The organism is Staphylococcus saccharolyticus (genome assembly GCF_900458815.1).
GTDB classification, from domain to species: domain Bacteria; phylum Bacillota; class Bacilli; order Staphylococcales; family Staphylococcaceae; genus Staphylococcus; species Staphylococcus saccharolyticus.
Genome location: NZ_UHDZ01000001.1, coordinates 1,467,882 through 1,493,330, shown reverse-complemented (window position 1 = coordinate 1,493,330; position 25,449 = coordinate 1,467,882). Strand labels below are relative to the sequence as shown.

Annotated in this window: 22 protein-coding genes; 21 read left to right on the top strand and 1 reads right to left on the bottom strand. The window is 32.6% G+C overall.

The genetic code is table 11. The annotated features are described in order from the left end of the window. Positions 1-184 precede the first annotated feature (184 nt). From DYE57_RS07365 to rny, 6 genes are all read left to right on the top strand, one after another. Entirely contained in the window at positions 185-1,012 is an 828-nt protein-coding gene (locus DYE57_RS07365; RefSeq protein WP_115313466.1) for a YmfK family protein, read from the top strand. Between the two features lie 18 nt (positions 1,013-1,030). After that, positions 1,031-1,423 (top strand): helix-turn-helix domain-containing protein, encoded by a 393-nt coding sequence (locus DYE57_RS07360; protein ID WP_115313465.1) that lies wholly within the window; start codon positions 1,031-1,033, stop codon positions 1,421-1,423. Between the two features lie 28 nt (positions 1,424-1,451). After that, entirely contained in the window at positions 1,452-2,033 is a 582-nt protein-coding gene (gene pgsA / locus DYE57_RS07355; RefSeq protein ID WP_115313464.1) for a CDP-diacylglycerol--glycerol-3-phosphate 3-phosphatidyltransferase, read from the top strand. Between the two features lie 138 nt (positions 2,034-2,171). Further along, complete coding sequence (locus DYE57_RS07350; RefSeq protein WP_115313463.1) at positions 2,172-3,323, top strand: CinA family nicotinamide mononucleotide deamidase-related protein; 1,152 nt, start codon at positions 2,172-2,174, stop codon at positions 3,321-3,323. 164 nt (positions 3,324-3,487) lie between these two features. After that, positions 3,488-4,540 (top strand): recombinase RecA, encoded by a 1,053-nt coding sequence (recA, locus tag DYE57_RS07345; protein ID WP_115313462.1) that lies wholly within the window; start codon positions 3,488-3,490, stop codon positions 4,538-4,540. Between the two features lie 237 nt (positions 4,541-4,777). Next, positions 4,778-6,337, top strand: coding sequence for a ribonuclease Y (gene rny / locus DYE57_RS07340; protein WP_115313461.1), 1,560 nt, complete (start codon positions 4,778-4,780; stop codon positions 6,335-6,337). Between the two features lie 125 nt (positions 6,338-6,462). Here rny and DYE57_RS07335 read toward each other — a convergent pair whose 3' ends face one another. Further along, positions 6,463-6,678 carry a hypothetical protein gene (locus DYE57_RS07335; protein ID WP_115313460.1) on the bottom strand — a complete coding sequence of 72 codons (216 nt, stop codon included), beginning with the start codon at positions 6,676-6,678 and terminating at the stop codon, positions 6,463-6,465. A gap of 162 nt (positions 6,679-6,840) precedes the next feature. On the opposite strand from DYE57_RS07335, the gene DYE57_RS07330 reads away from it, so the two are divergent. The 15 genes from DYE57_RS07330 (at position 6,841) to DYE57_RS07260 (ending at position 25,447) form a co-directional block, all read left to right on the top strand. Beyond that, on the top strand, positions 6,841-7,635 hold the full coding sequence (locus DYE57_RS07330; RefSeq protein WP_115313459.1) for a TIGR00282 family metallophosphoesterase: 795 nt from the start codon (positions 6,841-6,843) through the stop codon (positions 7,633-7,635). A 134-nt stretch (positions 7,636-7,769) separates the two neighbouring features. Continuing rightward, positions 7,770-9,530 (top strand): 2-oxoacid:acceptor oxidoreductase subunit alpha, encoded by a 1,761-nt coding sequence (locus tag DYE57_RS07325; RefSeq protein WP_115313458.1) that lies wholly within the window; start codon positions 7,770-7,772, stop codon positions 9,528-9,530. Next, entirely contained in the window at positions 9,531-10,397 is an 867-nt protein-coding gene (locus DYE57_RS07320) for a 2-oxoacid:ferredoxin oxidoreductase subunit beta (RefSeq protein ID WP_115313457.1), read from the top strand. Between the two features lie 189 nt (positions 10,398-10,586). Next, a complete protein-coding gene (locus DYE57_RS07315) occupies positions 10,587-11,204 on the top strand; it encodes a poly-gamma-glutamate hydrolase family protein (RefSeq protein ID WP_115313456.1) in 618 nt (205 codons plus the stop codon). A gap of 75 nt (positions 11,205-11,279) precedes the next feature. Further along, on the top strand, positions 11,280-11,570 hold the full coding sequence (locus DYE57_RS07310) for a thiamine-binding protein (protein WP_115313455.1): 291 nt from the start codon (positions 11,280-11,282) through the stop codon (positions 11,568-11,570). 247 nt (positions 11,571-11,817) lie between these two features. Beyond that, entirely contained in the window at positions 11,818-13,362 is a 1,545-nt protein-coding gene (miaB, locus tag DYE57_RS07305; protein WP_115313454.1) for a tRNA (N6-isopentenyl adenosine(37)-C2)-methylthiotransferase MiaB, read from the top strand. Between the two features lies 1 nt (position 13,363). Next, the gene (locus tag DYE57_RS07300) at positions 13,364-13,729 is read left to right on the top strand and encodes a YlbF/YmcA family competence regulator (protein WP_115313453.1); all 366 of its coding nucleotides are present in this window, start codon (positions 13,364-13,366) and stop codon (positions 13,727-13,729) included. Between the two features lie 24 nt (positions 13,730-13,753). Beyond that, positions 13,754-14,245 (top strand): energy coupling factor transporter S component ThiW, encoded by a 492-nt coding sequence (gene thiW, locus DYE57_RS07295; protein WP_115313452.1) that lies wholly within the window; start codon positions 13,754-13,756, stop codon positions 14,243-14,245. Positions 14,246-14,447: 202 nt separating this feature from the next. After that, positions 14,448-17,063, top strand: coding sequence for a DNA mismatch repair protein MutS (gene mutS / locus DYE57_RS07290; RefSeq protein ID WP_115313451.1), 2,616 nt, complete (start codon positions 14,448-14,450; stop codon positions 17,061-17,063). 14 nt (positions 17,064-17,077) lie between these two features. Beyond that, the gene (gene mutL / locus DYE57_RS07285; RefSeq protein ID WP_115313450.1) at positions 17,078-19,036 is read left to right on the top strand and encodes a DNA mismatch repair endonuclease MutL; all 1,959 of its coding nucleotides are present in this window, start codon (positions 17,078-17,080) and stop codon (positions 19,034-19,036) included. Positions 19,037-19,049: 13 nt separating this feature from the next. Further along, on the top strand, positions 19,050-19,583 hold the full coding sequence (locus DYE57_RS07280; RefSeq protein ID WP_115313449.1) for a glycerol-3-phosphate responsive antiterminator: 534 nt from the start codon (positions 19,050-19,052) through the stop codon (positions 19,581-19,583). Positions 19,584-19,946: 363 nt separating this feature from the next. Continuing rightward, on the top strand, positions 19,947-20,765 hold the full coding sequence (locus DYE57_RS07275; RefSeq protein ID WP_115313448.1) for an MIP/aquaporin family protein: 819 nt from the start codon (positions 19,947-19,949) through the stop codon (positions 20,763-20,765). Between the two features lie 150 nt (positions 20,766-20,915). After that, positions 20,916-22,415 (top strand): glycerol kinase GlpK, encoded by a 1,500-nt coding sequence (gene glpK / locus DYE57_RS07270; protein WP_115313447.1) that lies wholly within the window; start codon positions 20,916-20,918, stop codon positions 22,413-22,415. A 178-nt stretch (positions 22,416-22,593) separates the two neighbouring features. After that, a complete protein-coding gene (locus DYE57_RS07265) occupies positions 22,594-24,267 on the top strand; it encodes a glycerol-3-phosphate dehydrogenase/oxidase (protein ID WP_115313446.1) in 1,674 nt (557 codons plus the stop codon). Between the two features lie 244 nt (positions 24,268-24,511). Continuing rightward, a complete protein-coding gene (locus DYE57_RS07260; RefSeq protein WP_115313445.1) occupies positions 24,512-25,447 on the top strand; it encodes an alpha/beta hydrolase in 936 nt (311 codons plus the stop codon). The last annotated feature ends 2 nt before the right edge of the window (positions 25,448-25,449 follow it).

Here is a 25,449-nt window from a genome sequence, read left to right as displayed (position 1 = left end):
ATGAGTTATAGATATCATTTTGTAACGATAGAGAGTGGTTAAATATAGCTGTATTTTCAAAACTATTTTTATAAAAACAGTTATAATAAATAAGTAATATATTTATATTGATGTTATACTGTGATTAAATTAAACTTCTAAGTAAGCTCAAATGTGTGATTGTGAACAAGGGGTGGTCGTAATGATGGTTGTTGCAAAAAGAAAAGAATGGTACTTAGAATATGAAATTACAGTAAATCGAGCAGGTTTACTTGGAGACGTTTCAAGTTTACTTGGTATGTTAGGTATTAGCATTGTAACAATCAACGGAGTCGATCAAGGTAAAAGGGGTTTGTTGATTAAAACAGATCAATTAGAAAAGGTTGAACGTTTTGAACAAATTGTTAAAGAAATAAATGAAATCACAATTACTAAGTTGAGAATTCCAGAGTTGAGAGATCGACTTGCTGTAAGACACGGAAGGTACATTGAGCAAGATGCTGACGATAAAAAGACCTTTAAATTTGAAAGAGAAGACTTAGGTTTGCTCGTTGATTTTTTAGCCGAATTATTTAAAGAGGAAGGTCATAAATTAATAGGCATTCGTGGTATGCCTAGAGTAGGAAAAACTGAGTCAATAGTAGCTGGGAGTGTGTGTGCACATAAGAGATGGCTATTTATTAGTTCTACATTAATTAAACAAACTGTTAGAAGTTCTTTATTTAAAGGTGAATATGATTCAAATCATGTTTATATTATTGATGGAGCTGTTACAGCACGTGAGTCGAATCCGAAACATCAAGAATTAGTTCGTGAAGTAATGACTTTACCATCTATAAAGGTGGTAGAACATCCTGATTTGTTTGTAGAATCATGCGAGTATAGTATGGAAGATTTTGACTATATTATTGAATTGAGAGAAAATGAAGACCAAGAGATTCATTATGAAGAAATGAAAAGACAAACAGTTCATAGTAAAAATAATTTAGATTTCGGGGATCCATTTGGTGGAGGATTCGGTTTCTTTGAATAATTTCAAGGAGGACTATGTGTGAAAACGGTTGGTGAAGTGTTAAAAGGAAGACGTGAAAGATTAGGAATGACACTGAATGAATTAGAGCAAAGAACTCAATTAAAGCGTCAAACATTAATTCACATTGAAAATAATGATTTTGATCAATTAGCCAAGAAAGACTATACTGAAGGTTTTATTAGAAAATATGCAAACGTAGTTAACATAGAACCAAATCAATTCATTGAAGCGCATCAAGATGAAATACCGAACAACCAGAATCAAATCGATGAAGTTATTCAAACATTTTCTAATGGCCAAGTTCCTTCATATCGAAGTAAATCTAAAGAAACACTGCAATTGCTATCGTTTATCGGTGCTGTTATGATCATCTCTTTAGTAATATGGATACTTGCAGTATTAATTTTATAAATAAAAGATTTAGAAATGAGGATTTCATATGAATATACCAAATCAAATAACGGTATTTAGAGTTATTTTAATACCCGTTTTCATTTTATTTGCGCTAGCAGATTTTGGATTTGGACAAATATCTTTTTTAGGTGGCCATAATATAAGAACTGAAATTTTAATCAGTGCAATCATCTTCATCATCGCATCTTTAAGTGATTTTGCTGATGGTTACTTAGCACGTAAATGGCAATTAGTTACTAACATGGGGAAATTTTTAGATCCTTTAGCTGATAAACTACTTGTTGCAAGTGCACTTCTTGTAATGGTTCAGCTTGGTTTCACAAATTCTATTGTAGCTATTATTATTATCGCACGTGAATTTGCAGTAACTGGTTTGCGTTTATTGCAAATCGAACAAGGATTTGTCAGTGCTGCAGGTCAACTTGGTAAGATTAAAACAGCTGTGACAATGGTTGCTATTATATGGATCCTACTTGGAGATCCACTTGTTAATTATGTATATTTCCCTATTGGAGTAACTTTATTATATATTGGCGTATTCTTCACAATACTTTCTGGTATTGAATATTTCTATAAAGGTAGAGATGTATTTACAAACTCTAAATAATGTAAAAGTGCAAGGACTAAGCTTTATAAATCTCTTATAAAGCTTAGTCTTTTTTGTAGACTGATATTTTAGATTTATAAAACAAAAGAATATATAATAAATGTATTGTGAAAATAATCGATGGAGGTGCTGTATCATATGAAAACATCAATCATCGCTGTTGGTTCTGAATTACTCTTAGGTCAAATAGCTAATACAAACGGACAATATCTTTCTAAATTGTTTAATAGTGTTGGGAAAAGTATTGTAGAGCATACGGTAATTGGTGATAATCCTGAGCGATTAGAATATGTGATTAGAAAAGGTTTAACTCGTTTCGATATGCTCGTATTAACCGGTGGATTAGGACCTACTAAGGATGATTTAACTAAGCATACAGTAGCTAATGTACTGGGTAAAGATTTGGTAATAGATGAGGAATCTTTAAATTTTATTGAAAGTTATTTCAGAGAGCAAGGTCAAGAAATGACACCCAATAATAAACAGCAAGCTTTAGTTATTGAAGATTCAATTGTATTACCTAACAAAACAGGTATGGCTCCAGGAATGTTAATGGAAAAAGAAGGTAAAAAAGTAATTTTATTACCTGGTCCACCTAGGGAAATGAAACCAATGGCTAAAAATGAACTTTTACCACTACTTATGGATAATGATCAAGTTATTTACTCAGAACTATTAAAATTCGCAGGAATTGGAGAATCAAAAGTAGAAACCATTTTAATGGATATCATTGATAACCAATCAAATCCGACTATCGCACCACTTGCTGGAACTCATGAAGTCTACATAAGATTAACAGCAAATTCTGAAACTAAAAATCAATGTAAACAACTTATTTCACCAGTTAAGGAAGAAGTGCTTAATAGAATTGGGGAATATTATTTCGGTTCAGATGATATAACGATTGAACAATCAGTCATACAATCAACGCAACAGTCATTTGCAATCTACGACGGAGTTACAAATGGAGCAATTTATACAAGATTAAAAAATGTTGATAATAAGGATATAGTTAAAGGCGTATTGCCTCATTCAAGTCGTTTTATTAAGTATAATCATAGTACTCACAATCAGTTAATTGAAGCTGCTCAATATGTTAGAGATTTGTACAATACGAATTTGGGTATTGTACTATTACATATGGAGGCTGAAGTTTATTTAGGGATCTATGATGGTCAAGAGCTCAAAGTAGAAACTTTTAAAATGGCACTAAGTAGAAATTTATTACAAAGCAGAAGTCAAAATTATGCAATGATTAGATTATTAAATTGGTTTAAAAATAATAAATAATTGCTTTTCTGTTATGAATATAAGTACATTTGTTCGTTTTCGTCGTTCTAAATTATCATTTTACACGAACAAATATTCGTAAAAAGCTTGTGTTTTGGTTAGATAACTTGTATAGTAAGGATAAGATATTAAACAGATAATTTTCTGTAATAGGAGGTCTCGCTTTGGATAATGAACGTCAAAAAGCTTTAGATACAGTTATAAAAAATATGGAGAAATCATTTGGTAAAGGTGCAGTTATGAAACTTGGTGATAACAAAGGTCGTAAAGTTTCCAGTACTTCAAGTGGCTCAGTAACAGTGGATAATGCACTAGGAGTAGGTGGTTATCCTAAAGGAAGAATTATTGAAATTTATGGACCAGAAAGTTCAGGTAAAACTACAGTAGCTTTACATGCAATTGCTGAAGTACAAAAAAACGGTGGAGTTGCTGCATTTATTGATGCAGAACATGCGCTTGATCCTGTCTATGCGCAAGCACTAGGTGTAGATATTGATAATCTATATTTGTCTCAACCAGATCACGGTGAACAAGGTTTAGAAATTGCCGAAGCGTTTGTTCGAAGTGGTGCAGTAGATATTGTTGTAGTCGATTCTGTAGCGGCTTTAACACCTAAAGCTGAAATAGAAGGTGAAATGGGAGACACTCATGTTGGTTTACAAGCCAGATTAATGTCTCAAGCGCTTAGAAAATTATCGGGTGCTATTTCTAAGTCAAATACAACAGCTATCTTTATTAACCAAATACGTGAAAAAGTCGGTGTCATGTTTGGTAACCCTGAAACTACTCCAGGTGGTAGAGCATTAAAATTCTATAGCTCAGTACGCTTAGAGGTAAGAAGAGCTGAACAGCTAAAACAAGGTCAAGAAATTGTTGGTAACAGAACTAAAATTAAAGTTGTAAAAAATAAAGTAGCTCCTCCTTTTCGAGTTGCTGAAGTAGATATTATGTATGGTCAAGGTATCTCTAAAGAAGGAGAGCTCATTGATTTAGGTGTAGAGAATGATATCATAGATAAATCAGGTGCCTGGTATTCATATAATGAAGAGAGAATGGGACAAGGTAAAGAAAATGTAAAAAATTATCTTAAAGAAAACCCTCAGATTAAAGAAGAAATTGACCGTAAATTACGTGAAAAATTAGGTATCTTTGATGGAGATGTTGAAGAAAGTGAATCTGATGATGACACACCTAGATCATTATTTGACGAAGAGTAATCGCATTTAAACATATATTTTCAATTGATGGGTAGCTTTTATGCTACTCATTCTTTTATTCAACAATTATACAAGTTTTTCATTACATGTGAACATTTAATGAAAGTAGTGCAATTTCATATCTTGACACTTCTCTGTCGAAAAACGTACAATTAAGATGTATGATTCTTATATAACTTCATATAATCATATTGATTTTGATATACAGAGCAAACCCTAGATAAAGGAGGTGTTTATGTGAATTTATTAAGCCTCCTACTCATTTTGCTGGGGATTATTCTAGGCGTTGTTGTAGGGTATGTTGTTGCCCGAAATTTATTACACCAAAAACAAGTTCAAGCAAGACAAACTGCCGAAGATATTGTCAATTATGCAAATAAAGAAGCAGACAATATTAAGAAAGAAAAGTTATTAGAGGCAAAAGAAGAAAACCAAATTTTAAAAGAACAAGTTGAAAGTGAACTACGTGAGAGACGTGGGGAACTTCAAAGACAAGAAACCCGACTTCTTCAAAAAGAAGAGAACTTGGATCGAAAATCTGAACTTTTAGATAAAAAAGATGAGATTTTAGAACAAAAAGAATCAAAACTTGAAGAAAGACAACAACAAGTAGATGCAAAAGAGAGTAGTGTTCAAACGTTAATAATGAAGCATGAACAAGAATTAGAACGCATCTCCGGTCTCACTCAAGAAGAAGCTGTAAATGAACAGCTCCAAAGAGTTGAAGAAGAACTGTCACAAGATATTGCAGTACTTGTTAAAGAAAAAGAAAATGAAGCAAAAGAAAAAGTTGATAAAACAGCTAAAGAATTACTTGCTACAACAGTACAAAGACTAGCAGCCGATCATACAACTGAATCTACTGTTTCAGTTGTTAACTTACCTAACGATGAAATGAAAGGTCGTATAATAGGTAGAGAAGGTAGAAATATACGTACGTTAGAAACACTTACTGGTATCGACTTAATTATCGATGATACGCCAGAAGCAGTTATTTTATCAGGCTTTGACCCAATTAGACGTGAAATTGCAAGAACAGCATTAGTAAATTTAGTTTCAGATGGACGTATCCATCCTGGACGCATTGAAGATATGGTTGAAAAAGCTAGAAAAGAAGTAGGCGATATCATTAGAGATGCAGGGGAACAAGCGACATTTGAAATCAATGTCCATAATATGCATCCTGATTTAGTTAAAATTCTTGGACGACTAAACTATCGTACAAGTTATGGTCAAAATGTTTTAAAACATTCCATAGAAGTTGCACATCTTTCAGGTATGTTCGCTGCAGAGTTAGGTGAAGATGTTACTTTAGCTAAACGTTCAGGTTTACTACATGATGTAGGAAAAGCAATCGACCATGAAGTAGAAGGTAGTCACGTAGAAATTGGTGTTGAATTAGCTAAGAAATACGGTGAAAATGATACAGTTATTAATGCAATTTACTCCCATCATGGCGATGTAGAGCCAACTTCAATTATTTCAATATTGGTAGCAGCCGCCGATGCTTTATCTGCTGCTCGTCCTGGTGCTCGTAAAGAGACACTTGAGAACTATATCAGAAGACTTGAAAGACTCGAAACCTTATCAGAAAGCTATGATGGAGTTGAAAAGGCATTTGCAATTCAAGCAGGTAGAGAAATTAGAGTAGTTGTTTCACCTGATGAAATTGATGATTTAAAATCATATAGATTGGCTAGAGATATTAAGAACCAAATAGAAGAAGAATTACAATATCCTGGGCACATCAAAGTGACAGTTGTTCGAGAGACTAGAGCAGTAGAATATGCTAAATAATTTATATAGCCACGAACCATGTAACCTGGTTAGTGGCTCTTAATATTTTGTGGAACTTTTTAATATATGACCGCATAAAAATAAACCTGAACATATTATATGTACAGGTTTGTAAAGGATTGCAATTATTTTAATTGTAGATCTACATCATTTATTTCTTTAAGTACTTCAGCAGTGTCATAACAGTTAGTGGCTATATTAGCATATTTTTCTGCTAGGCGATAAGCGTAAATATATAATGTTAGGCTTTCTTTGGCGATGTCTTCTGCTTCATCAGATTTAGCTGGATTTGAATTGACGACTAATTCAGCAAATTTTTCTGGATCAATATTGATAGACATGTATGATTAACAACTCCTAAATTTTTATTAACTTAATACTAACACAATACATAAATACAAAAAAGTAAAGTCTTTTAATTTTCAGAATAATTAATTTGATATTGATACTTTAATTATAGTTACTTATCTATTAAACTTACCTTATGAGAGGATGAACGTTTTATGAGAATATTGTTTATCGGTGACATCGTAGGAAAAATAGGTAGAAATATGATTACTACATACTTGCCTAAAATAAAACAAAGTTATCACCCAACTGTGTCGATTGTAAATGCAGAAAATGCAGCTCATGGTAAAGGTTTAACTGAAAAAATTTATAAACAATTATTAAGAGAAGGCGTAGATTTTATGACTATGGGTAATCATACTTATGGTCAAAGAGAAATATATGATTTTATTGATAATGCTCATCGTATGGTGCGGCCAGCTAACTTTCCTGATGAAGCACCAGGCGTAGGAATGCGCATTATTCAGATTAATGATATTAAATTAGCAATCATAAATTTACAAGGGCGCTCATTTATGCAAGATATTGATGATCCATTTAAAAAGGCAGATCAACTTATTGAAGAAGCTCAAAAGGTTACGCCATTCATTTTTGTAGATTTTCATGCAGAGACTACTTCTGAAAAGAACGCTATGGGATGGTACTTGGATGGGAGAGTGAGTGCAGTTGTAGGTACTCATACTCATATCCAAACGTCAGATCATCGTTTATTATCAAATGGGACAGCTTATATCACTGACGTAGGTATGACAGGCTATTATGACGGTATTTTAGGTATCAATAGAGATGAGGTTATTCATAGATTTATTACAAGCTTACCACAAAGACATGTTGTACCAGATAAAGGTCGTGGTGTATTGTCGGGCGTCATTATTGATTTGAACAAAGAAGGACAAGCCAATCAAATCGAGAGAATATTAATTAATGATGATCACCCTTTTAAAGGGTAAACCCTTCTTAATAAAAGGTTTATAAGCTATCGTCCATTAGTATGAATTTAGTATAGTACCGCTGTTTACATAGTAAATCGGTGGTTTATTTTGTTATTATATAATATGAATTATTTCCACAGGAGGCGTGTGATATGAAGCCACAAATATCATGGAAAGTGGGCGGCCAACAAGGTGAAGGTATCGAATCTACAGGTGAGATTTTTGCTACTGCAATGAATAGAAAAGGATACTTTTTATATGGCTATAGACATTTTTCTAGTCGTATTAAAGGTGGACATACAAATAATAAAATTAGAGTATCCACTTCACCTGTACATGCAATAAGTGATGATTTAGATATTTTAATTGCTTTTGATCAAGAAACAATTGAACTTAATCATCATGAGATGAGAGAAGATAGTATTATTATTGCAGATTCTAAGGCTAAGCCTGCTAAACCTGAAAATTGTAAAACGCAACTTATTGATTTACCATTTACTGCTACAGCTAAGGAATTAGGCACAGCTTTAATGAAGAACATGGTTGCTATTGGAGCGACGTCAGCACTGATGAAATTAGATACATCTACATTTGAATCTTTAGTTACGAATATATTTGCCAAAAAAGGGGACAAAGTTGTAAAAATGAACATCAGAGCATTAAATGAAGGTTATCATTTAATGCAAGATTATCTGGAGTCTATTGAAGGAGATTTCACATTAGAAGCTACAGATGAAAATCCACATTTATATATGATTGGTAATGATGCCATTGGTTTAGGAGCAATAGCCGCGGGATCAAGATTTATGTCTGCTTATCCAATTACCCCTGCGTCTGAAATTATGGAATACATGATTGCGAATCTTCCTAAAATAGGTGGTACAGTTGTTCAAACTGAAGATGAAATCGCTGCAGCAACTATGGCAATAGGATCTAATTATGCTGGAGTAAGAGGTTTTACTGCAAGTGCTGGACCGGGTCTCTCATTAATGATGGAATCCATTGGTTTATCTGGAATGACTGAAACACCTTTTGTAGTTATTAATACACAGCGTGGTGGTCCATCTACAGGTTTACCAACTAAACAAGAACAATCTGACTTAATGCAAATGATTTACGGTACACATGGTGACATACCTAAGATTGTAGTAGCACCTACTGATGCTGAAGATGCTTTCTATCTCACTATTGAAGCGTTTAATTTAGCTGAAGAGTATCAATGCCCTGTAATAGTGTTAAGTGATTTACAATTATCATTGGGCAAACAAACTGTAAAAGCGCTTGATTACGATAAAATTGAAATTAGACGTGGAGAACTACTCCAATCTGATATAGAACGTGGTGAAGATGAAAAAAGTTATTTCAAAAGATATGCTTTAACTGGCAGTGGTATCTCTCCTCGACCAATTCCTGGTGTTAAAGGTGGTATTCATCATGTTACTGGTGTTGAGCATAATGAGGAAGGAAAGCCTAGTGAAACACCAACTAATAGACAGGTTCAAATGGAAAAGCGAATGCGTAAAACCGAAAATTTAATTATTAATCAACCAGTTATAGTAAATGAATCTTATGATAATGCAGATTTATTATTTATTGGATTTATTTCTACTAAAGGTGCTATAAACGAAGGCGCTCATAGATTAGAACAACAAGGTATTAAAGTTAATACAATACAAATCCGTCAATTACATCCGTTTCCTACAGATGTGATGCAACAAACTATAGATAAAGCATCAAAAGTTATAATTGCTGAACATAATTATCATGGTCAATTAGCTAATATCATAAAAATGAATACGCAATTACAAGATAAATTAGTGACTCAAACTAAATATGATGGTAAACCGTTCTTACCACATGAAATTGAAGATAAAGGGTTAGAAATAGTGAAAGAAATGAAGGAGTTGGTTTAATTGGCTACATTTAAAGACTTTAGAAATAATGTGAAGCCAAACTGGTGCCCAGGTTGTGGAGATTTCTCTGTGCAATCCGCTATACAAAAGGCAGCAGCCAATGTTGGTTTGGAACCTGAAGACGTTGCTATTATCACAGGTATAGGCTGTTCTGGAAGATTGTCTGGATATATAAATTCATACGGTGTTCATGCGATTCATGGACGTGCATTACCATTAGCTCAAGGTGTAAAAATGGCTAATAAAGATTTAACAGTTATAGCTTCTGGGGGAGATGGCGATGGTTATGCAATTGGTATGGGGCATACAATTCATGCATTAAGACGTAATATGAATATGACTTATATTGTTATGGATAATCAAATCTATGGTTTAACAAAAGGCCAAACATCTCCATCTTCAGCAAAAGGTTTTGTCACTAAATCTACTCCTAAAGGTAATATTGAAAAGAACGTCGCACCGTTAGAATTGGCATTATCATCAGGCGCGACATTTGTAGCACAAGGATTTTCGAGTGACATTAAAGCATTAACAAAGTTAATTGAAGATGCAATACACCACGATGGCTTTTCGTTTATAAACGTTTTTTCACCATGTGTAACGTATAATAAAGTAAATACGTACGATTGGTTTAAAGAACATTTAACTAGCATTGATGATATTGAAAATTATGATACTTCTAACAAACAACAAGCAATGAGAACAATTTTAGATTATGAATCACTTGTTAAAGGTATTGTATATCAAGATACAACAACACCTTCATATGAATCACAAATTGCAGAACTTGAAGAAGACGCACTTGCTAAAAAAGATATTCATATTTCAAAAGAAACATTTAACGATTTAACAGCTCAGTTTATTTAAGAAGCTATATTCGTTGTTAAGCTAATGATACTCTCTTTAAAGATGACACAGAAAATATGCTCACTTTAGAGAGAGTTTTTATATTTTTTAAAACTTTGATCCATTATTAAAATTATGTAGATTTTGTAAAAATATTTTAAATTAATTCAGGGAAGATATGAAATGAATAGAATGGAGTGGAGGGTTATTATGGATAAATTTAAATCAATGACAGAATTAGAATCCAAAACTGTTGAACATGAAGATTGGGAAATTGAAACCACAAATCAAAATAGCCATGTAACTATTTTAGCTATCCACGGTGGTGGAATAGAACCAGCCACAACAGAGTTAGCACAAACCATTGCTGAACAAGGCAAGTATAATTACTTCTCTTTTAAAGGAATTCGAAGTAAAGGCAATAATGAATTACATGTTACATCAATACATTATGATGATAAAGATGCGCTCAATATTGTTAGAAATAGTGAAAGAGCGATTGCAATTCATGGGTGCACAGGTGATAATAGTGCTGTTTACATTGGTGGAAACGATCATCGACTTATTGAATTAATTAGTGAATCTTTAAAGGATATTGGTGTGGATGTACAAGGGGCACCATTTTCTATATCCGGAACTCAAGATAATAATATTATCAATCATACTAAACAAGATGGTGGTGTACAGCTCGAGTTGACTTCTCAATTACGAAAAGAGCTTTTTAACAATAATGATAGCTCACGTAAAAGTAGAGAAAATAAAGACAATTGGGGGCACCTGATGTATGATTTTTCTGAAGCAATTATTAAAGCAATTGAACGAGCTTAATTACAAGCATTTCATAAATTATGGAACGTGTTAAAATTACATTAAGAAATTGCTAGTATGAATGGAGTGAAAAAGATGCAAGATACATTGATGAGTGTACAAATCATACCTAAGACACCTCGTAATGAAGATATCATCCCTTATGTAGATGAAGCTATTAAAATAATTGATCAATCAGGTATGCGTTATCGTGTAGGACCGTTAGAAACTACTATTCAAGGAAATATGAGCGAATGTTTAATATTAATTCAAAAATTAAATGAACGTATGGTTGAATTAGAATGTCCTAGTGTTATTAGCCAAGTGAAGTTTTATCATGTTCCAGAAGGTATAGAAATCGAAACGTTTACCGCCAAATATGATTAACAGTAAACGTTTTAAAAGTTGTAGTAAATTACGAACATGAACAGTCTTGTGTAGACCACATGAGACTGTTTTTAATTTTTTGGTAAACTAATTTTGATAAATCATAAAGCTTCTTTTTTACTAAATGAAAGTTGTCTACCTTTATTTTCACAAAATGATAGAAAGAAATGATTCAGAGACGTTTTGCACTTTAACTTTAAATTTAATATAATTAATGATCATGGGCTTATAGAAAGGATTTTTCAAAGTGAATGAAGAACAAAGAAAAGCTGGAACGATAAATATTTTAGTTGAACGAGATCGTAAAGCTGAAAAAAATTATAGTCAATACTTTGAACAAGTTTATCAACGACCTAGTTTGAAAGAAGCTAAAAAACGAGGCAAACAAGAAGTTCAATATAATAGAGATTTTCATATTGATGAAAAATATAGAGGCATGGGTAACGGGCGCACTTTCTTAATTAAAACATATGGTTGCCAAATGAATGCACATGATACTGAAGTTATGGCGGGGATATTAAAAGCCTTAGGTTATAGTGCGACAACTGAAATTAATGACGCAGATGTTATTTTAATTAATACGTGTGCGATTAGAGAAAATGCTGAAAATAAAGTCTTTAGCGAAATAGGAAACTTAAAACATCTAAAAAAAGAACGTCCAGATTGCCTTATTGGGGTATGTGGCTGCATGTCTCAAGAAGAATCAGTTGTAAATAAAATTTTAAAGTCTTACCAAAATGTTGACATGATTTTCGGTACACATAACATCTATCATTTACCAGAAATATTAGAAGAAGCATATTTATCTAAAGCAATGGTAGTTGAAGTTTGGTCTAAAGAAGGCAATGTCATAGAAAATCTACCAAAAGTACGTGAAGGTAATATTAAAGCTTGGGTTAACATCATGTATGGTTGCGATAAGTTTTGTACTTATTGTATTGTTCCATTTACCAGAGGTAAAGAACGTAGTCGTCGCCCAGAAGATATCATTAATGAAGTAAAAGAACTAGCAAGAGAAGGATATCAAGAGATTACATTGCTAGGTCAAAACGTAAATTCTTATGGTAAAGACATTGCTGGACTAGATTATGAACTAGGCGATTTGTTGCAAGATATTTCTAATATCGATATACCTAGAGTCCGTTTTACTACAAGTCATCCATGGGATTTCACAAATCGCATGATTAAAGTAATAGCTAAAGGTGGAAATATTGTTCCATATATTCATTTACCAGTTCAATCAGGTAATAATGCAGTATTAAAAATTATGGGACGTAAATACACGAGAGAGAATTATCTTGATTTAGTTTCAAGAATCAAAACAGCGATTCCTAATATTGCACTAACAACTGATATTATTGTTGGGTACCCAAATGAAACTGAAGAACAATTCGAAGAAACACTTACGCTTTACGATGAAGTTCAATTTGAACATGCTTATACTTACTTATATTCACAAAGAGATGGTACTCCTGCAGCTAAAATGAAAGACAATGTGCCATTAGAAGTGAAAAAAGCTCGCTTACAACGCTTAAACAAAAAAGTTGGTGAGTATTCACAACAAGCTATGAGTCAGTATGAAGGACAAATTGTTACCGTTTTATGTGAAGGAACAAGTAAAAAAGATGATACTGTTCTAGCAGGATATACTGATAAAAATAAACTTGTTAACTTCAAAGGACCAAAAGAAATGGTAGGTAAACTTGTAGATGTTAAGATAGATGAAGCAAAACAGTATTCTCTCAACGGAACATTTGTTCAAGAGCATCAACACGCTATGGTGAGCAATTAACATGTATAATAAAAAACAAATCCTAAACCAAACAGATGTCCTTGCGCAACGGATAGGTGAGTTAGAGGTTGTAAAAGATTATCAAAAGGTAGAACAACAAATCCATAAAAATAAAATGATTGAAAGTAAAATGAATCATCTTAAAGCGCAACAAAAACAATCTGTTAACTTCCAAAATTATGGTAAAGAAGTTGCATTTCAACAATCTGAGAATGATATCAAACATTTAGAGGGAGAAATTAATGAGCTACCAATTGTTGAAGAATTTCGCGCAGTTCAATACGATGCGAATGAATTATTACAAATGATGATTAAAACGATGGAAGATAGATTAAATGAGTATCATCGTAAAAATTATAATGAATAAGTTTTTTAATGAGGAGTAAATGTCATGAAATTAAGGAAATGGACGATTACCGCGTTCTTAATTGCAATTAATGTAATATTAAGTAGTATCGTTGTGATACCTTTAGGTCCAATTAAAGCGGCACCTGTTCAACATTTTATTAATGTACTTTCTGCTGTCTTTGTTGGACCGTGGTATGGACTAGCTCAGGCATTTATTTCTTCAATATTACGAATCTCATTTGGGACAGGTAGTGCATTTGCATTTCCTGGTAGTATGATTGGTGTGCTTCTGTCAAGCTTATTCTATATGTATAGGAAACATATCTTTATGGCATCTGTAGGAGAGGTACTGGGAACGGGTGTTATAGGTAGCTTAATGTGTATTCCATTAGCATGGTTTATGGATCTACAAAATTTCTTTATTAAGCCTTTAATGTTTATTGTTTCTAGTGTTATAGGAGCGTTAATAAGTTATATACTTCTTATCATTATGAAAAGACGTGGCTTAATAGATAAATATATTAAAAATAAATAGTTTATAAGTACGCTTTATGAATGAGGGGGGAATTCATTGTAATTTTAAGCAAAGTTCTTCAATCATTCATTCTTAAGCGTACTTTTTTGTTCACTTTTTGAATTGAGCGTGTGGTAATGATATATGTTAAAATGTATGAGTTAAAAGTGCAGATCTACTAAAAAAATTAAAGTTATATAAAATAAGGGTTGTGAAAATAGAAATGTCTAATATAACACCAATGATGCAACAATATTTAAAAATAAAATCTGAGTACGACGATTGTTTGCTATTTTTTAGACTCGGAGATTTCTATGAAATGTTCTTTGAAGATGCCAAAGAAGCTTCAAGAGTACTTGAAATTACTTTAACTAAAAGAGATGTAAAAAAAGAAAATCCAATTCCTATGTGTGGTGTGCCATATCATTCGGCAGATAGTTATATTGAAACTTTAATAAATAATGGTTATAAAGTTGCTATTTGTGAACAAATGGAAGACCCTAAACAAACTAAAGGAATGGTTAAAAGAGAAGTTGTTAGAATTGTTACTCCTGGTACAGTTATGGAAGAAGGTGGAGTAGATGAAAAACAAAACAATTACATCCTTAGTTTTATTATGAACAGTGAGTTTGCTTTAAGTTATTGTGACGTGTCGACGGGTGAAATTAAAACCACTCACTTCAAAGACGAAGCAACGTTGTTAAATGAAATTACAACCATTAATCCTAATGAAATTGTTGTTAATCAAGCATTATCAGAAGAATTGAAAAGACAAATTAGTATGACAACTGAAACAATTACTATTAGAGATACTATTTCAAATATGAAATATGATATTAATACTATTAATCACCAATTAATGTTTGAAACCACTCAATTATTATTAGACTATGTCCATCATACGCAAAAAAGAGATTTATCACATATTGAAGAAGTGATTGAGTATGCTGCTGTCGACTTTATGAAAATGGACTATTATGCGAAACGTAATTTAGAATTAACTGAAAGTATCAGGTTAAAATCTAAAAAAGGAACGTTATTATGGCTTATGGATAAAACCAAAACCCCTATGGGCGCCAGACGTTTAAAACAGTGGATTGACCGACCGTTAATAAATAAGAAGCACATCAATGATAGATTAAGTATTGTTGAAGAATTTATCAATCGTTTTATAGAAAGAGATACACTACGAAATTATTTGAATCAGGTTTATGATATTGAAAGATTAGTTGGAAGAGTAAGTTATGGAAATGTTAATGCAAGAGATCTTATACAACTAAAACATTCTATTTCAGAAATTCCTCATATTAAAGCTTTATTAAATGAGCTTAACGCTGAGGCGACAGCACAATTTAACGAATTAGAACCTCTAGATGATCTTTTAGAAATATTAGAAGAAAGTTTGATAGAAGAACCTCCAATTTCAGTTAGAGACGGTGGTCTTTTTAAAACAGGATTTAATGAGCAATTAGATGAATATTTAGAAGCATCTAAGAATGGTAAAACATGGTTAGCTGAGCTACAAGCAAAAGAGCGTATACGTACAGGTATAAAGTCACTTAAAATTAGTTTTAATAAAGTATTTGGGTACTTTATTGAAATTACAAGGGCAAACTTACAAGGCTTTAATCCTAATGAGTTTGGTTATAATCGTAAACAAACGTTATCTAATGCAGAACGTTTTATCACTGATGAATTGAAAGAAAAAGAAGATATCATACTAGGTGCTGAAGACAAAGCAATTGAATTAGAATATCAATTATTTGTTAAATTAAGAGAGCACATTAAAACGTATACTGGAAGATTACAAAAGCAAGCGAAAATTATTTCTGAACTAGATTGTTTGCAGAGTTTTGCCGAGATTGCTCAAAAATATAATTATGTTAAACCCACGTTTAGTGACGATAAAACATTAGATCTAGAGAACTCTAGACATCCAGTTGTTGAAAGGGTAATGGATCACAACGATTATGTACCTAATGATTGTAGGTTAGATAATGATACATTCATTTATTTGATAACAGGGCCAAATATGTCAGGTAAATCGACTTATATGAGACAAGTTGCAATTATCAGCATTATGGCACAAATGGGAGCTTATGTTCCTTGTGATTCAGCTATCTTACCAATCTTTAATCAAATCTTTACAAGAATCGGTGCAGCTGATGATTTAGTTTCAGGAAAAAGCACATTTATGGTTGAAATGTTAGAAGCGCAAAAAGCTTTAACGTACGCTACAGAAAATAGTTTAATTATTTTTGATGAAATAGGAAGAGGAACTTCAACCTATGATGGATTAGCATTAGCTCAAGCAATGATTGAATATGTTGCGCAAACGTCACATGCTAAAACACTATTTTCAACACATTATCATGAATTAACAACACTTGATCAAATGTTACCGTGTTTAAAAAATGTACACGTTGCTGCAAATGAATACAAAGGTGAACTTATATTCTTACATAAGGTGAAAGACGGTGCAGTGGATGATAGTTATGGTATACAAGTTGCTAAATTAGCTGATCTTCCTGATGATGTAATCAATAGAGCACAGGTTATTCTTGATGAATTTGAAGAAAAACCTTCTTATCAAGTTAAACCTAATCAACTTGTTGAAAGTGATGTTGACAACCAAGATAAACATGGAAATTATCATTATACTAAGCAAGATGCGAGTATTTCTCCAAATAAATCATTTGAACAGGCTGCGTTTGATTTATTTGAAAATGAAGAAAAGCAAAATGAGATAGAATTAGAAATTAAAAATTTAAACGTATCAAATATGACACCTATAGAAGCACTTGTTAAACTCAATGAACTCCAAAATCAATTAAAGTAGAGGAGGTGTAAGCGATGGGAAAAATCAAAGAACTACAAACCTCTTTAGCTAATAAGATTGCTGCAGGTGAAGTAGTTGAACGTCCAAGCTCAGTTGTTAAAGAACTATTGGAAAATGCGATTGATGCAGATGCGACTGAAATTAACATAGAAGTAGAACAATCCGGTATTTCCTCAATAAGAGTCGTAGATAATGGAAGCGGTATCGAACAAGATGACTTAGCTTTAGTATTCCATCGTCATGCGACAAGTAAGTTAGATGCAGATGATGATTTATTTCATATTCGTACATTAGGTTTTAGAGGAGAAGCTTTAGCAAGTATTTCTTCTGTTGCAAAAGTAACATTAAAAACATGTACAGATAATGAAAATGGGCATGAAGTTTATGCGGAAAATGGAGTAATTATTAATCAAAAGCCTGCTAAAGCTAAAAAAGGTACAGATATTTTAGTTGAATCGTTATTTTATAACACCCCAGCGCGCTTAAAATATATCAAAAGCCTTTATACTGAATTAGGAAAAATCACAGACATTGTAAATAGAATGGCAATGAGTCATCCAAACATTAGAATTTCACTTGTGTCTGATGGCAAGACGTTAATTAGCACGAACGGTTCTAGAAGAACAAATGAAGTTATGGCCGAAATATATGGTATGAAAGTCGCAAAAGATTTAGTACACATCTCAGGTAATACAAGTGATTATCATCTTGAGGGGTTTGTAGCTAAACCAGAACACTCTAGAAGTAATAGACACTACATTTCAATTTTTATTAATGGTAGATATATTAAAAATTTTGTTCTTAATAAAGCTATTCAAGAAGGCTATCATACTTTGCTTACCATTGGTAGATTTCCTATATGTTACATTAATATTCAAATGGATCCAATTTTGGTAGATGTGAATGTACATCCGACAAAGCTAGAGGTGCGTCTTTCTAAGGAAGAGCAATTGTATGAACTGATTGTTAATAAAATTAGAGAAGCTTTTAAAGATAGAATTTTAATACCGCAAAATGATTTAGATCACTCATCTAAAAAGAATAAGGTGCTTGAAATTTTTGAACAACAGAAAATGGACTTTGAAAAGAAAAATGCTAGTGCAACAGGCCAAGATACTTCTAAGTATCGTTTCTCTCAAGGTCAAAGTACATCCGATAAAAAAGATTTGGAAGTAAATGAAAGTTTGAATGAAGATGTATATGAAACGGCTTCAGAAAATGACTATAGTCATTCTGAAGTCTCTCAATATATACAACGAACTAATGAAGATAATTACTTCCAAAATCAAAAAGATATTTTAAATGAAATGGAAATTGAAGCACTTAGAAATGATGACTTTTCCAATGATGAAAATGATATTAAAGGTACAGTAAGTAAAACTCCTAATAGAAGAGTTCCGTATATGGAAGTGGTTGGACAGGTTCACGGAACATATATCATTGCTCAAAATGAAAATGGAATGTTTATGATAGATCAGCACGCCGCTCAGGAGAGAATTAAGTACGAATATTTCAGAGATAAGATTGACGAAGTGTCAAACGAAGTTCAAAATCTTCTCATTCCATTAACTTTTCATTTCTCTAAAGATGAGCAAATGATTATTGATCAATATAAAGAAGAGTTAGATAAAGTGGGCGTTCACTTAGAGCATTTTGGTGGCCATGATTATATAGTTAATAGTTATCCAGTATGGTTCCCAAAACGAGAAACTGAAGAGATTATTAAAGACATGATTGAACTAGTTCTTAAACATAAAAAAGTTGATGTTAGAAAAATGAGAGAGGATGCAGCAATCATGATGTCTTGTAAAAAATCTATTAAAGCCAATCACTATTTAAAAAACAATGAGATGGCCGATTTAATTGATCAATTGAGGGAAGCGGAAGATCCATTCACTTGTCCACACGGCAGACCTATTATCATTAACTTTTCAAATTACGAATTAGAAAAATTATTTAAACGGGTAATGTAGAGGAGATGTAATCTTGAAAGATAATATTTTACCAGCAATTAGAAATATGAGGGACTTAGAAAGATTAACTAAAACGAACTATAAAGCTTGTGTTGTATTAGATATGCATATTGGCCATTTAAAAAGTATCATGGAACTATTAAAACGTCATTCAATTGAATGCTACGTCCATATTGATTTAATTAAAGGTTTAAGTCACGATGAATTTGCTTGCGAATACATTATTCAACAGTATAAACCTAAAGGTATCGTTTCAACTAAAACTAAAGTAATTAAAAAGGCTAAAATGTTAAACACCTTAACGATTTTTAGAGTATTTATCATTGATAGTCAAGCACTTACTAGAAGTATTGAGCTCATCAAAAAAGTTGAACCGGATTATGTTGAAGTATTACCAGGGGTAGCTAGCAAAGCTGTAAGCCAAATTCAACAAGAAACTTCAGCTTCAGTTATTGCAGGGGGCTTGATTGAAGATGAATCTGAAATTCAAGAAGCAATATCAAATGGAGCTAAATATGTAACTACAAGTTTTGAAAAACTGTGGTAGAAAATGGTAAGAAAGAAAAGAATGTGATTGAGATACTAAAAACGTAATACTTTATATTACATAAAAGTTTACGATTTTAGAAGTACCTCACTTGCATTCTTTTTTATATGTTTGAAAGAGTATAATAACAAATTTAGGTAAATTCAAAACTAATTATTTTGTATTTCATAACTATATGTGCACTATGTTTATAAAAATAATTATCAAATATGACAATTTTTTTACAAAATTGTTGACAACGCTTACAGTCTAATAGTAAACTTATATCAAGTTTAAAAGTTAATATTAGAACAGAGACTGGGAGATTTCTACACGCTATATATTTTGACGTAGGAGTCTCCCTGTTTTTGGGGAGGAATTTATATGAATGCATATTTGGCAGAGTTTTTAGGTACTGCAATCCTAATTCTTTTCGGGGGAGGAGTTTGTGCAAACGTTAACTTGAAGAGAAGTGCGGGTAATGGTGCAGATTGGATTGTTATCGCAGCAGGTTGGGGATTAGCAGTTTCAATGGGAGTTTACGCTGTTGGTAAATTCTCTGGAGCACATTTGAATCCAGCTGTAACAATTGCTTTAGCAATGGATGGAGGATTTAATTGGGCACAAGTGCCTGGTTATATTATTTGTCAAATGTTTGGTGGTATTGTAGGTGGCGTGTTCGTTTGGTTGATGTATCTTCCGCACTGGAAAGCCACTGAGGATCCAGGTGTTAAGCTTGGCGTATTTTCAACTGCTCCTGCAATTAAGAATTATTTTGCTAACTTCTTAAGTGAGATTATTGGTACTATGGCCTTAACATTAGGAATTTTATTTATCGGGGTTAATAAAATTGCTGATGGTTTAAATCCACTTATCGTTGGTAGTTTAATTGTTGCAATTGGGTTAAGTTTAGGTGGAACAACTGGTTATGCAATTAATCCTGCTCGTGACTTAGGCCCTCGTATTGCGCATGCAATTCTACCTATTTCAGGAAAAGGCGGATCTAATTGGTCATATGCAATTGTTCCAGTGTTAGGACCAATCGCAGGTGGTATGTTAGGTGATATAATTTACGAAGTATTTTATAAACAAACGTTTAATGCAAGTTGTTTAGTTGGTGTGATTGTACTGATCATTACGCTCATTTTAGGTGTGATTTTAAATAAAGCATCTAACTGCAATGATATCGAATCAATATACTAAATGCACTACATAATTTAAAAGGTTAAAATGATTTAAAAATCTTTATTACGTGTATAAATATAATGTTAAATACTTCGCGAATTTAATTGAGGTAAATTAAGTAGCGCATACACTATTTGCCATTAATCATATTAGAAGGAGTCAAAACCTATGGAAAAATATATTTTATCAATAGATCAAGGAACAACAAGTTCTCGTGCAATTCTATTTAATAAAGAAGGAGAAATTAAGGGTGTTTCTCAACGAGAATTTAAACAACACTTCCCGCATCCAGGCTGGGTAGAACATGATGCAAATGAAATTTGGACATCAGTTTTATCAGTTATGGCAGAATTGATGAATGAAAATAATATCAATGCTGATCAAATTGAAGGTATTGGTATCACTAATCAACGTGAGACAACAGTGGTGTGGGATAAAAATACTGGTCGTCCGATTTATCGCGCAATTGTTTGGCAATCTAGACAAACACAAGAAATTTGTACTGAATTAAAGGATCAAGGCTATGAAGAAACATTTAGAGATAAAACTGGTTTACTTTTAGATCCCTACTTTGCAGGTACAAAAGTAAAATGGATTCTTGATAATGTAGAAGGAGCCAGAGAGAAAGCTGAGAATGGTGACTTGCTAATTGGTACTATTGATTCTTGGTTAGTTTGGAAGCTTTCAGGAAGATCAGCACATATCACTGATTATACAAATGCGAGTCGTACTTTAATGTTTAATATTCACGATTTAAAATGGGATGATGAATTATTGGAAATCTTAGATATTCCAAAACGAATGCTCCCAGAAGTAAAAGAATCTAGTGAAATTTATGCTAAAACAATTGATTATCACTTCTTTGGTCAAGAAGTACCTATCGCAGGTATTGCAGGAGACCAACAAGCAGCTTTATTTGGACAAGCTTGTTTTGACCGTGGTGATGTTAAAAACACTTATGGTACTGGCGGATTCATGTTAATGAACACAGGTGAAGAAGTAGTAAAATCAGAAAGTGGTTTATTAACAACAATCGCATATGGTTTAGATGGCAAAGTTAACTATGCGCTAGAAGGTTCTATTTTCGTTTCTGGTTCTGCGATTCAATGGTTAAGAGATGGTTTAAGAATGATTAATTCTGCGCCACAAACTGAAAATTATGCTTCAAGAGTAGATTCTACTGAAGGTGTCTACATGGTACCTGCATTTGTCGGTTTAGGTACACCATATTGGGATTCAGAAGCAAGAGGTGCTTTCTTTGGTTTATCACGTGGTACTGAAAAAGAACATTTTATTCGTGCAACTTTAGAATCATTATGTTATCAAACACGTGATGTAATGGAAGCAATGTCTAAAGACTCTGGTATCGAAGTCCAAAACTTACGTGTCGATGGTGGCGCTGTGAAGAATAATTTCTTAATGCAATTCCAAGCTGACATTGTTGATACTGCTGTTGAACGACCTGAAATTCAAGAAACAACTGCATTAGGTGCTGCATATTTAGCTGGTTTAGCTGTAGGGTTCTGGGATGATAAAGAAGACATCAGAGATCGTTGGAAACTTGAAACTGAATTTGAGCCAGAAATGGATGAAGACAAACGTAAGAAATTATATAAAGGCTGGAAAAAAGCCGTTGAAGCAACACAAGTATTTAAGCTAGAAGATTAAGATAAATATTTTGCATTTATGAAACTTTAAATGGACTTGATTTTCTTTACTATGTTATACTTGAGACAAGTTAATAAGAAAATCGAGAAGCGAGAGATTTGTTCGTACAAAACAATTAAATGTTATTGTGTGGATAAATTTCTCGTTTCTTTATTTATAACTAGGAGGCGTTTAGATAATGTCATTATCTACTTTAAAAAGGGATCATATTAAAAAAAATTTAAGAGACAAGGAATACGATGTAGTCATTGTTGGTGGAGGTATTACTGGTGCAGGTATCGCACTAGATGCAAGTAAACGTGGAATGAAAGTTGCATTAGTAGAAATGCAAGACTTCGCACAAGGTACAAGTTCTAGATCTACTAAACTTGTGCATGGTGGTTTAAGATATTTAAAACAACTGCAAGTAGGGGTAGTTGCAGAAACTGGTAAGGAACGTGCAATTGTATACGAAAATGGACCACATGTTACAACTCCTGAATGGATGCTTTTACCAATGCATAAAGGTGGTACATTTGGTAAATTCTCCACGTCAATTGGTTTAGCTATGTATGACCGTTTGGCAGGTGTTAAAAAATCTGAACGTAAAAAAATGTTATCTAAAAAAGAAACTTTAAATAAAGAACCTCTAGTTAAACAAGATGGTCTTAAAGGTGGCGGTTACTATGTTGAATACCGTACAGATGATGCTCGTTTAACCATTGAAGTAATGAAGAAAGCTGCTGAGTATGGTGCTGAGATTATTAACTATACTAGATCTGAACATTTTACTTATGATTCTAAGAAAAAAGTAAATGGTATTGAAGTATTAGATATGATTAACGGAGAAACGTATGCTATTAAAGCTAAAAAAGTTATTAATGCTTCAGGACCATGGGTTGATGAAGTGAGAAGTGGAGACTATGCACGTAATAATAAACAATTACGTTTGACTAAAGGTGTTCACGTTGTTATTAATCAATCTAAATTTCCACTTGGTCAAGCAGTTTACTTTGATACTGAAAAAGATGGACGTATGATTTTTGCAATCCCACGTGAAGGTAAAGCTTATGTAGGTACAACAGATACGTTCTATGATAATGAAAAAGCTTCCCCGTTAACAACTCAAGAGGATAGAGATTACTTAATCAAGGCGATTAACTATATGTTCCCAAGTGTCAATGTTAAAGATGAAGATATCGAGTCTACTTGGGCTGGTATTCGTCCATTGATTCTTGAAGAAGGTAAAGATCCATCTGAAATTTCTCGTAAAGATGAAGTTTGGGAAGGTGAATCTGGTTTATTAACAATTGCTGGTGGTAAATTAACCGGTTACCGTCATATGGCATTAGAAATTGTAGACTTATTAGCTAAACGCTTAAAACAAGAATATGGTCTAAAATTTGAACCATGTGCAACTAAATATCTAAAAATTTCTGGTGGTGATGTTGGCGGAAGTAAAAACTTCAAGCAATTCGTAGAGCAGAAAGTTGATGCTGCTAAAGGATTCGGTATTGATGAAGATGTTGCGCGCCGCTTAGCTAACAAGTATGGTTCAAATGTTGATCAATTATTTAATATTGCTCAAACTGCGTCATATCACGATAGTAAATTACCTTTAGAAATCTATGTTGAATTAATTTATGGTATTCAACAAGAAATGGTTTATAAACCAACAGACTTCTTAGTACGTCGTTCAGGTAAATTATACTTTAATATTAAAGACGTTTTAGATTATAAAGATGCAGTTATCGATGTAATGGCTGATATGCTTAATTACACTGATGTTCAAAAAGAAACTTATACTAAAGAAGTAGAACAAGCTATCGACGAAGCACGTATTGGTAATGATCAACCAGCTACTAAAGATTAATCAATCGCACACTGTTCTCAATTTGAGTTAAATATTAAACTACTTGTAGATTTATGGAACCATCCATGTATTTATGAGTAGTTTTTTAATTTGCATGTTCTAAGTCCTATAAGGATATTATTTAAATACAGCGTTATGCATACGATTTGATAAGACAAAATTCGCAAGGTATATTAATAATTAAATAGTATTTAATAGATGAATTTACTTATTATGACTTTAAAAATGTAAGGGGGCATATGTGATGAGTCAGAATCAATTTAAGATTACAGTAAAAGATGGAACGATGATAGAAGTTAAAATTGAAAAGGCAAAGAAAAAAACGATAGGCATCGTACATCTTTTTCATGGTATGGCTGAGCATATGGACCGTTATAATGAATTAGTAGAAGCATTAAATATACAAGGATATGATGTACTAAGACATAATCATCGTGGTCATGGCAAAGATATTGACGAAAAAGAACGTGGACACTTTGATGATATGTTACAAATTGCAGATGATGCTTATGAAATCGTTGAAATAATATACGGTACACAATTTAATATGCCTTATATTGTTTTGGGACACTCTATGGGGTCTATTATTGCTAGACTTTTTGTTGAAAGATATCACAAATTTGCACAAGGACTTATTCTAACTGGTACAGGTATGTTTCCCAAAAGGAAGGGAGTCCCTGCTACAATAGCTTTAAAAATGATAACTACTGTGTTGGGAAAAAGAAGTCGTGTTAGATGGGTTAATAATTTAGTGAATCAATCATTTAATAAACGTATTGATCATCCAAAAACGGAGAGTGATTGGATTTCTACTCGGCGTGATGAAGTCGAAAAATTTGTTGAAGATGACTATTGTGGCTTTCGAGTATCGAATCAATTAATTTACCAAACCGTCAAATATATGATGCAAACAACTAAACGTAAAAATTTAGATAAATTAAATAAGAACCTACCTATTTTGTTGGTTTCAGGAAAAGAAGATCCGTTTGGTGATTATGGCAAAGGCATTAAACAATTGGGAAAACTGTATAAAAAATCTGGAATTAAACATATCACTGTTCAGTTATATAAAAATAAAAGACATGAGATATTATTTGAAGAAGATTATCAAAAGACATGGCAACATATGTTTGAATGGATAGAAAAACAAATTTTGAAAAAACATAAAGTGAGTGAGTAAAG

Excerpts from the sequence above, each read along its gene's own strand:
- DYE57_RS07365 (WP_115313466.1), top strand. The coding sequence starts at position 185 with ATGGTTGTTGCAAAAAGAAAAGAATGGTACTTAGAATATGAAATTACA.
- pgsA (WP_115313464.1), top strand. The coding sequence starts at position 1,452 with ATGAATATACCAAATCAAATAACGGTATTTAGAGTTATTTTAATACCC.
- DYE57_RS07350 (WP_115313463.1), top strand. The coding sequence starts at position 2,172 with ATGAAAACATCAATCATCGCTGTTGGTTCTGAATTACTCTTAGGTCAA.
- DYE57_RS07335 (WP_115313460.1), bottom strand. The coding sequence starts at position 6,678 with ATGTCTATCAATATTGATCCAGAAAAATTTGCTGAATTAGTCGTCAAT.
- DYE57_RS07330 (WP_115313459.1), top strand. The coding sequence starts at position 6,841 with ATGAGAATATTGTTTATCGGTGACATCGTAGGAAAAATAGGTAGAAAT.
- DYE57_RS07325 (WP_115313458.1), top strand. The coding sequence starts at position 7,770 with ATGAAGCCACAAATATCATGGAAAGTGGGCGGCCAACAAGGTGAAGGT.
- DYE57_RS07315 (WP_115313456.1), top strand. The coding sequence starts at position 10,587 with ATGGATAAATTTAAATCAATGACAGAATTAGAATCCAAAACTGTTGAA.
- DYE57_RS07310 (WP_115313455.1), top strand. The coding sequence starts at position 11,280 with ATGCAAGATACATTGATGAGTGTACAAATCATACCTAAGACACCTCGT.
- DYE57_RS07300 (WP_115313453.1), top strand. The coding sequence starts at position 13,364 with ATGTATAATAAAAAACAAATCCTAAACCAAACAGATGTCCTTGCGCAA.
- thiW (WP_115313452.1), top strand. The coding sequence starts at position 13,754 with ATGAAATTAAGGAAATGGACGATTACCGCGTTCTTAATTGCAATTAAT.
- mutS (WP_115313451.1), top strand. The coding sequence starts at position 14,448 with ATGTCTAATATAACACCAATGATGCAACAATATTTAAAAATAAAATCT.
- mutL (WP_115313450.1), top strand. The coding sequence starts at position 17,078 with ATGGGAAAAATCAAAGAACTACAAACCTCTTTAGCTAATAAGATTGCT.
- DYE57_RS07275 (WP_115313448.1), top strand. The coding sequence starts at position 19,947 with ATGAATGCATATTTGGCAGAGTTTTTAGGTACTGCAATCCTAATTCTT.
- glpK (WP_115313447.1), top strand. The coding sequence starts at position 20,916 with ATGGAAAAATATATTTTATCAATAGATCAAGGAACAACAAGTTCTCGT.
- DYE57_RS07265 (WP_115313446.1), top strand. The coding sequence starts at position 22,594 with ATGTCATTATCTACTTTAAAAAGGGATCATATTAAAAAAAATTTAAGA.
- DYE57_RS07260 (WP_115313445.1), top strand. The coding sequence starts at position 24,512 with ATGAGTCAGAATCAATTTAAGATTACAGTAAAAGATGGAACGATGATA.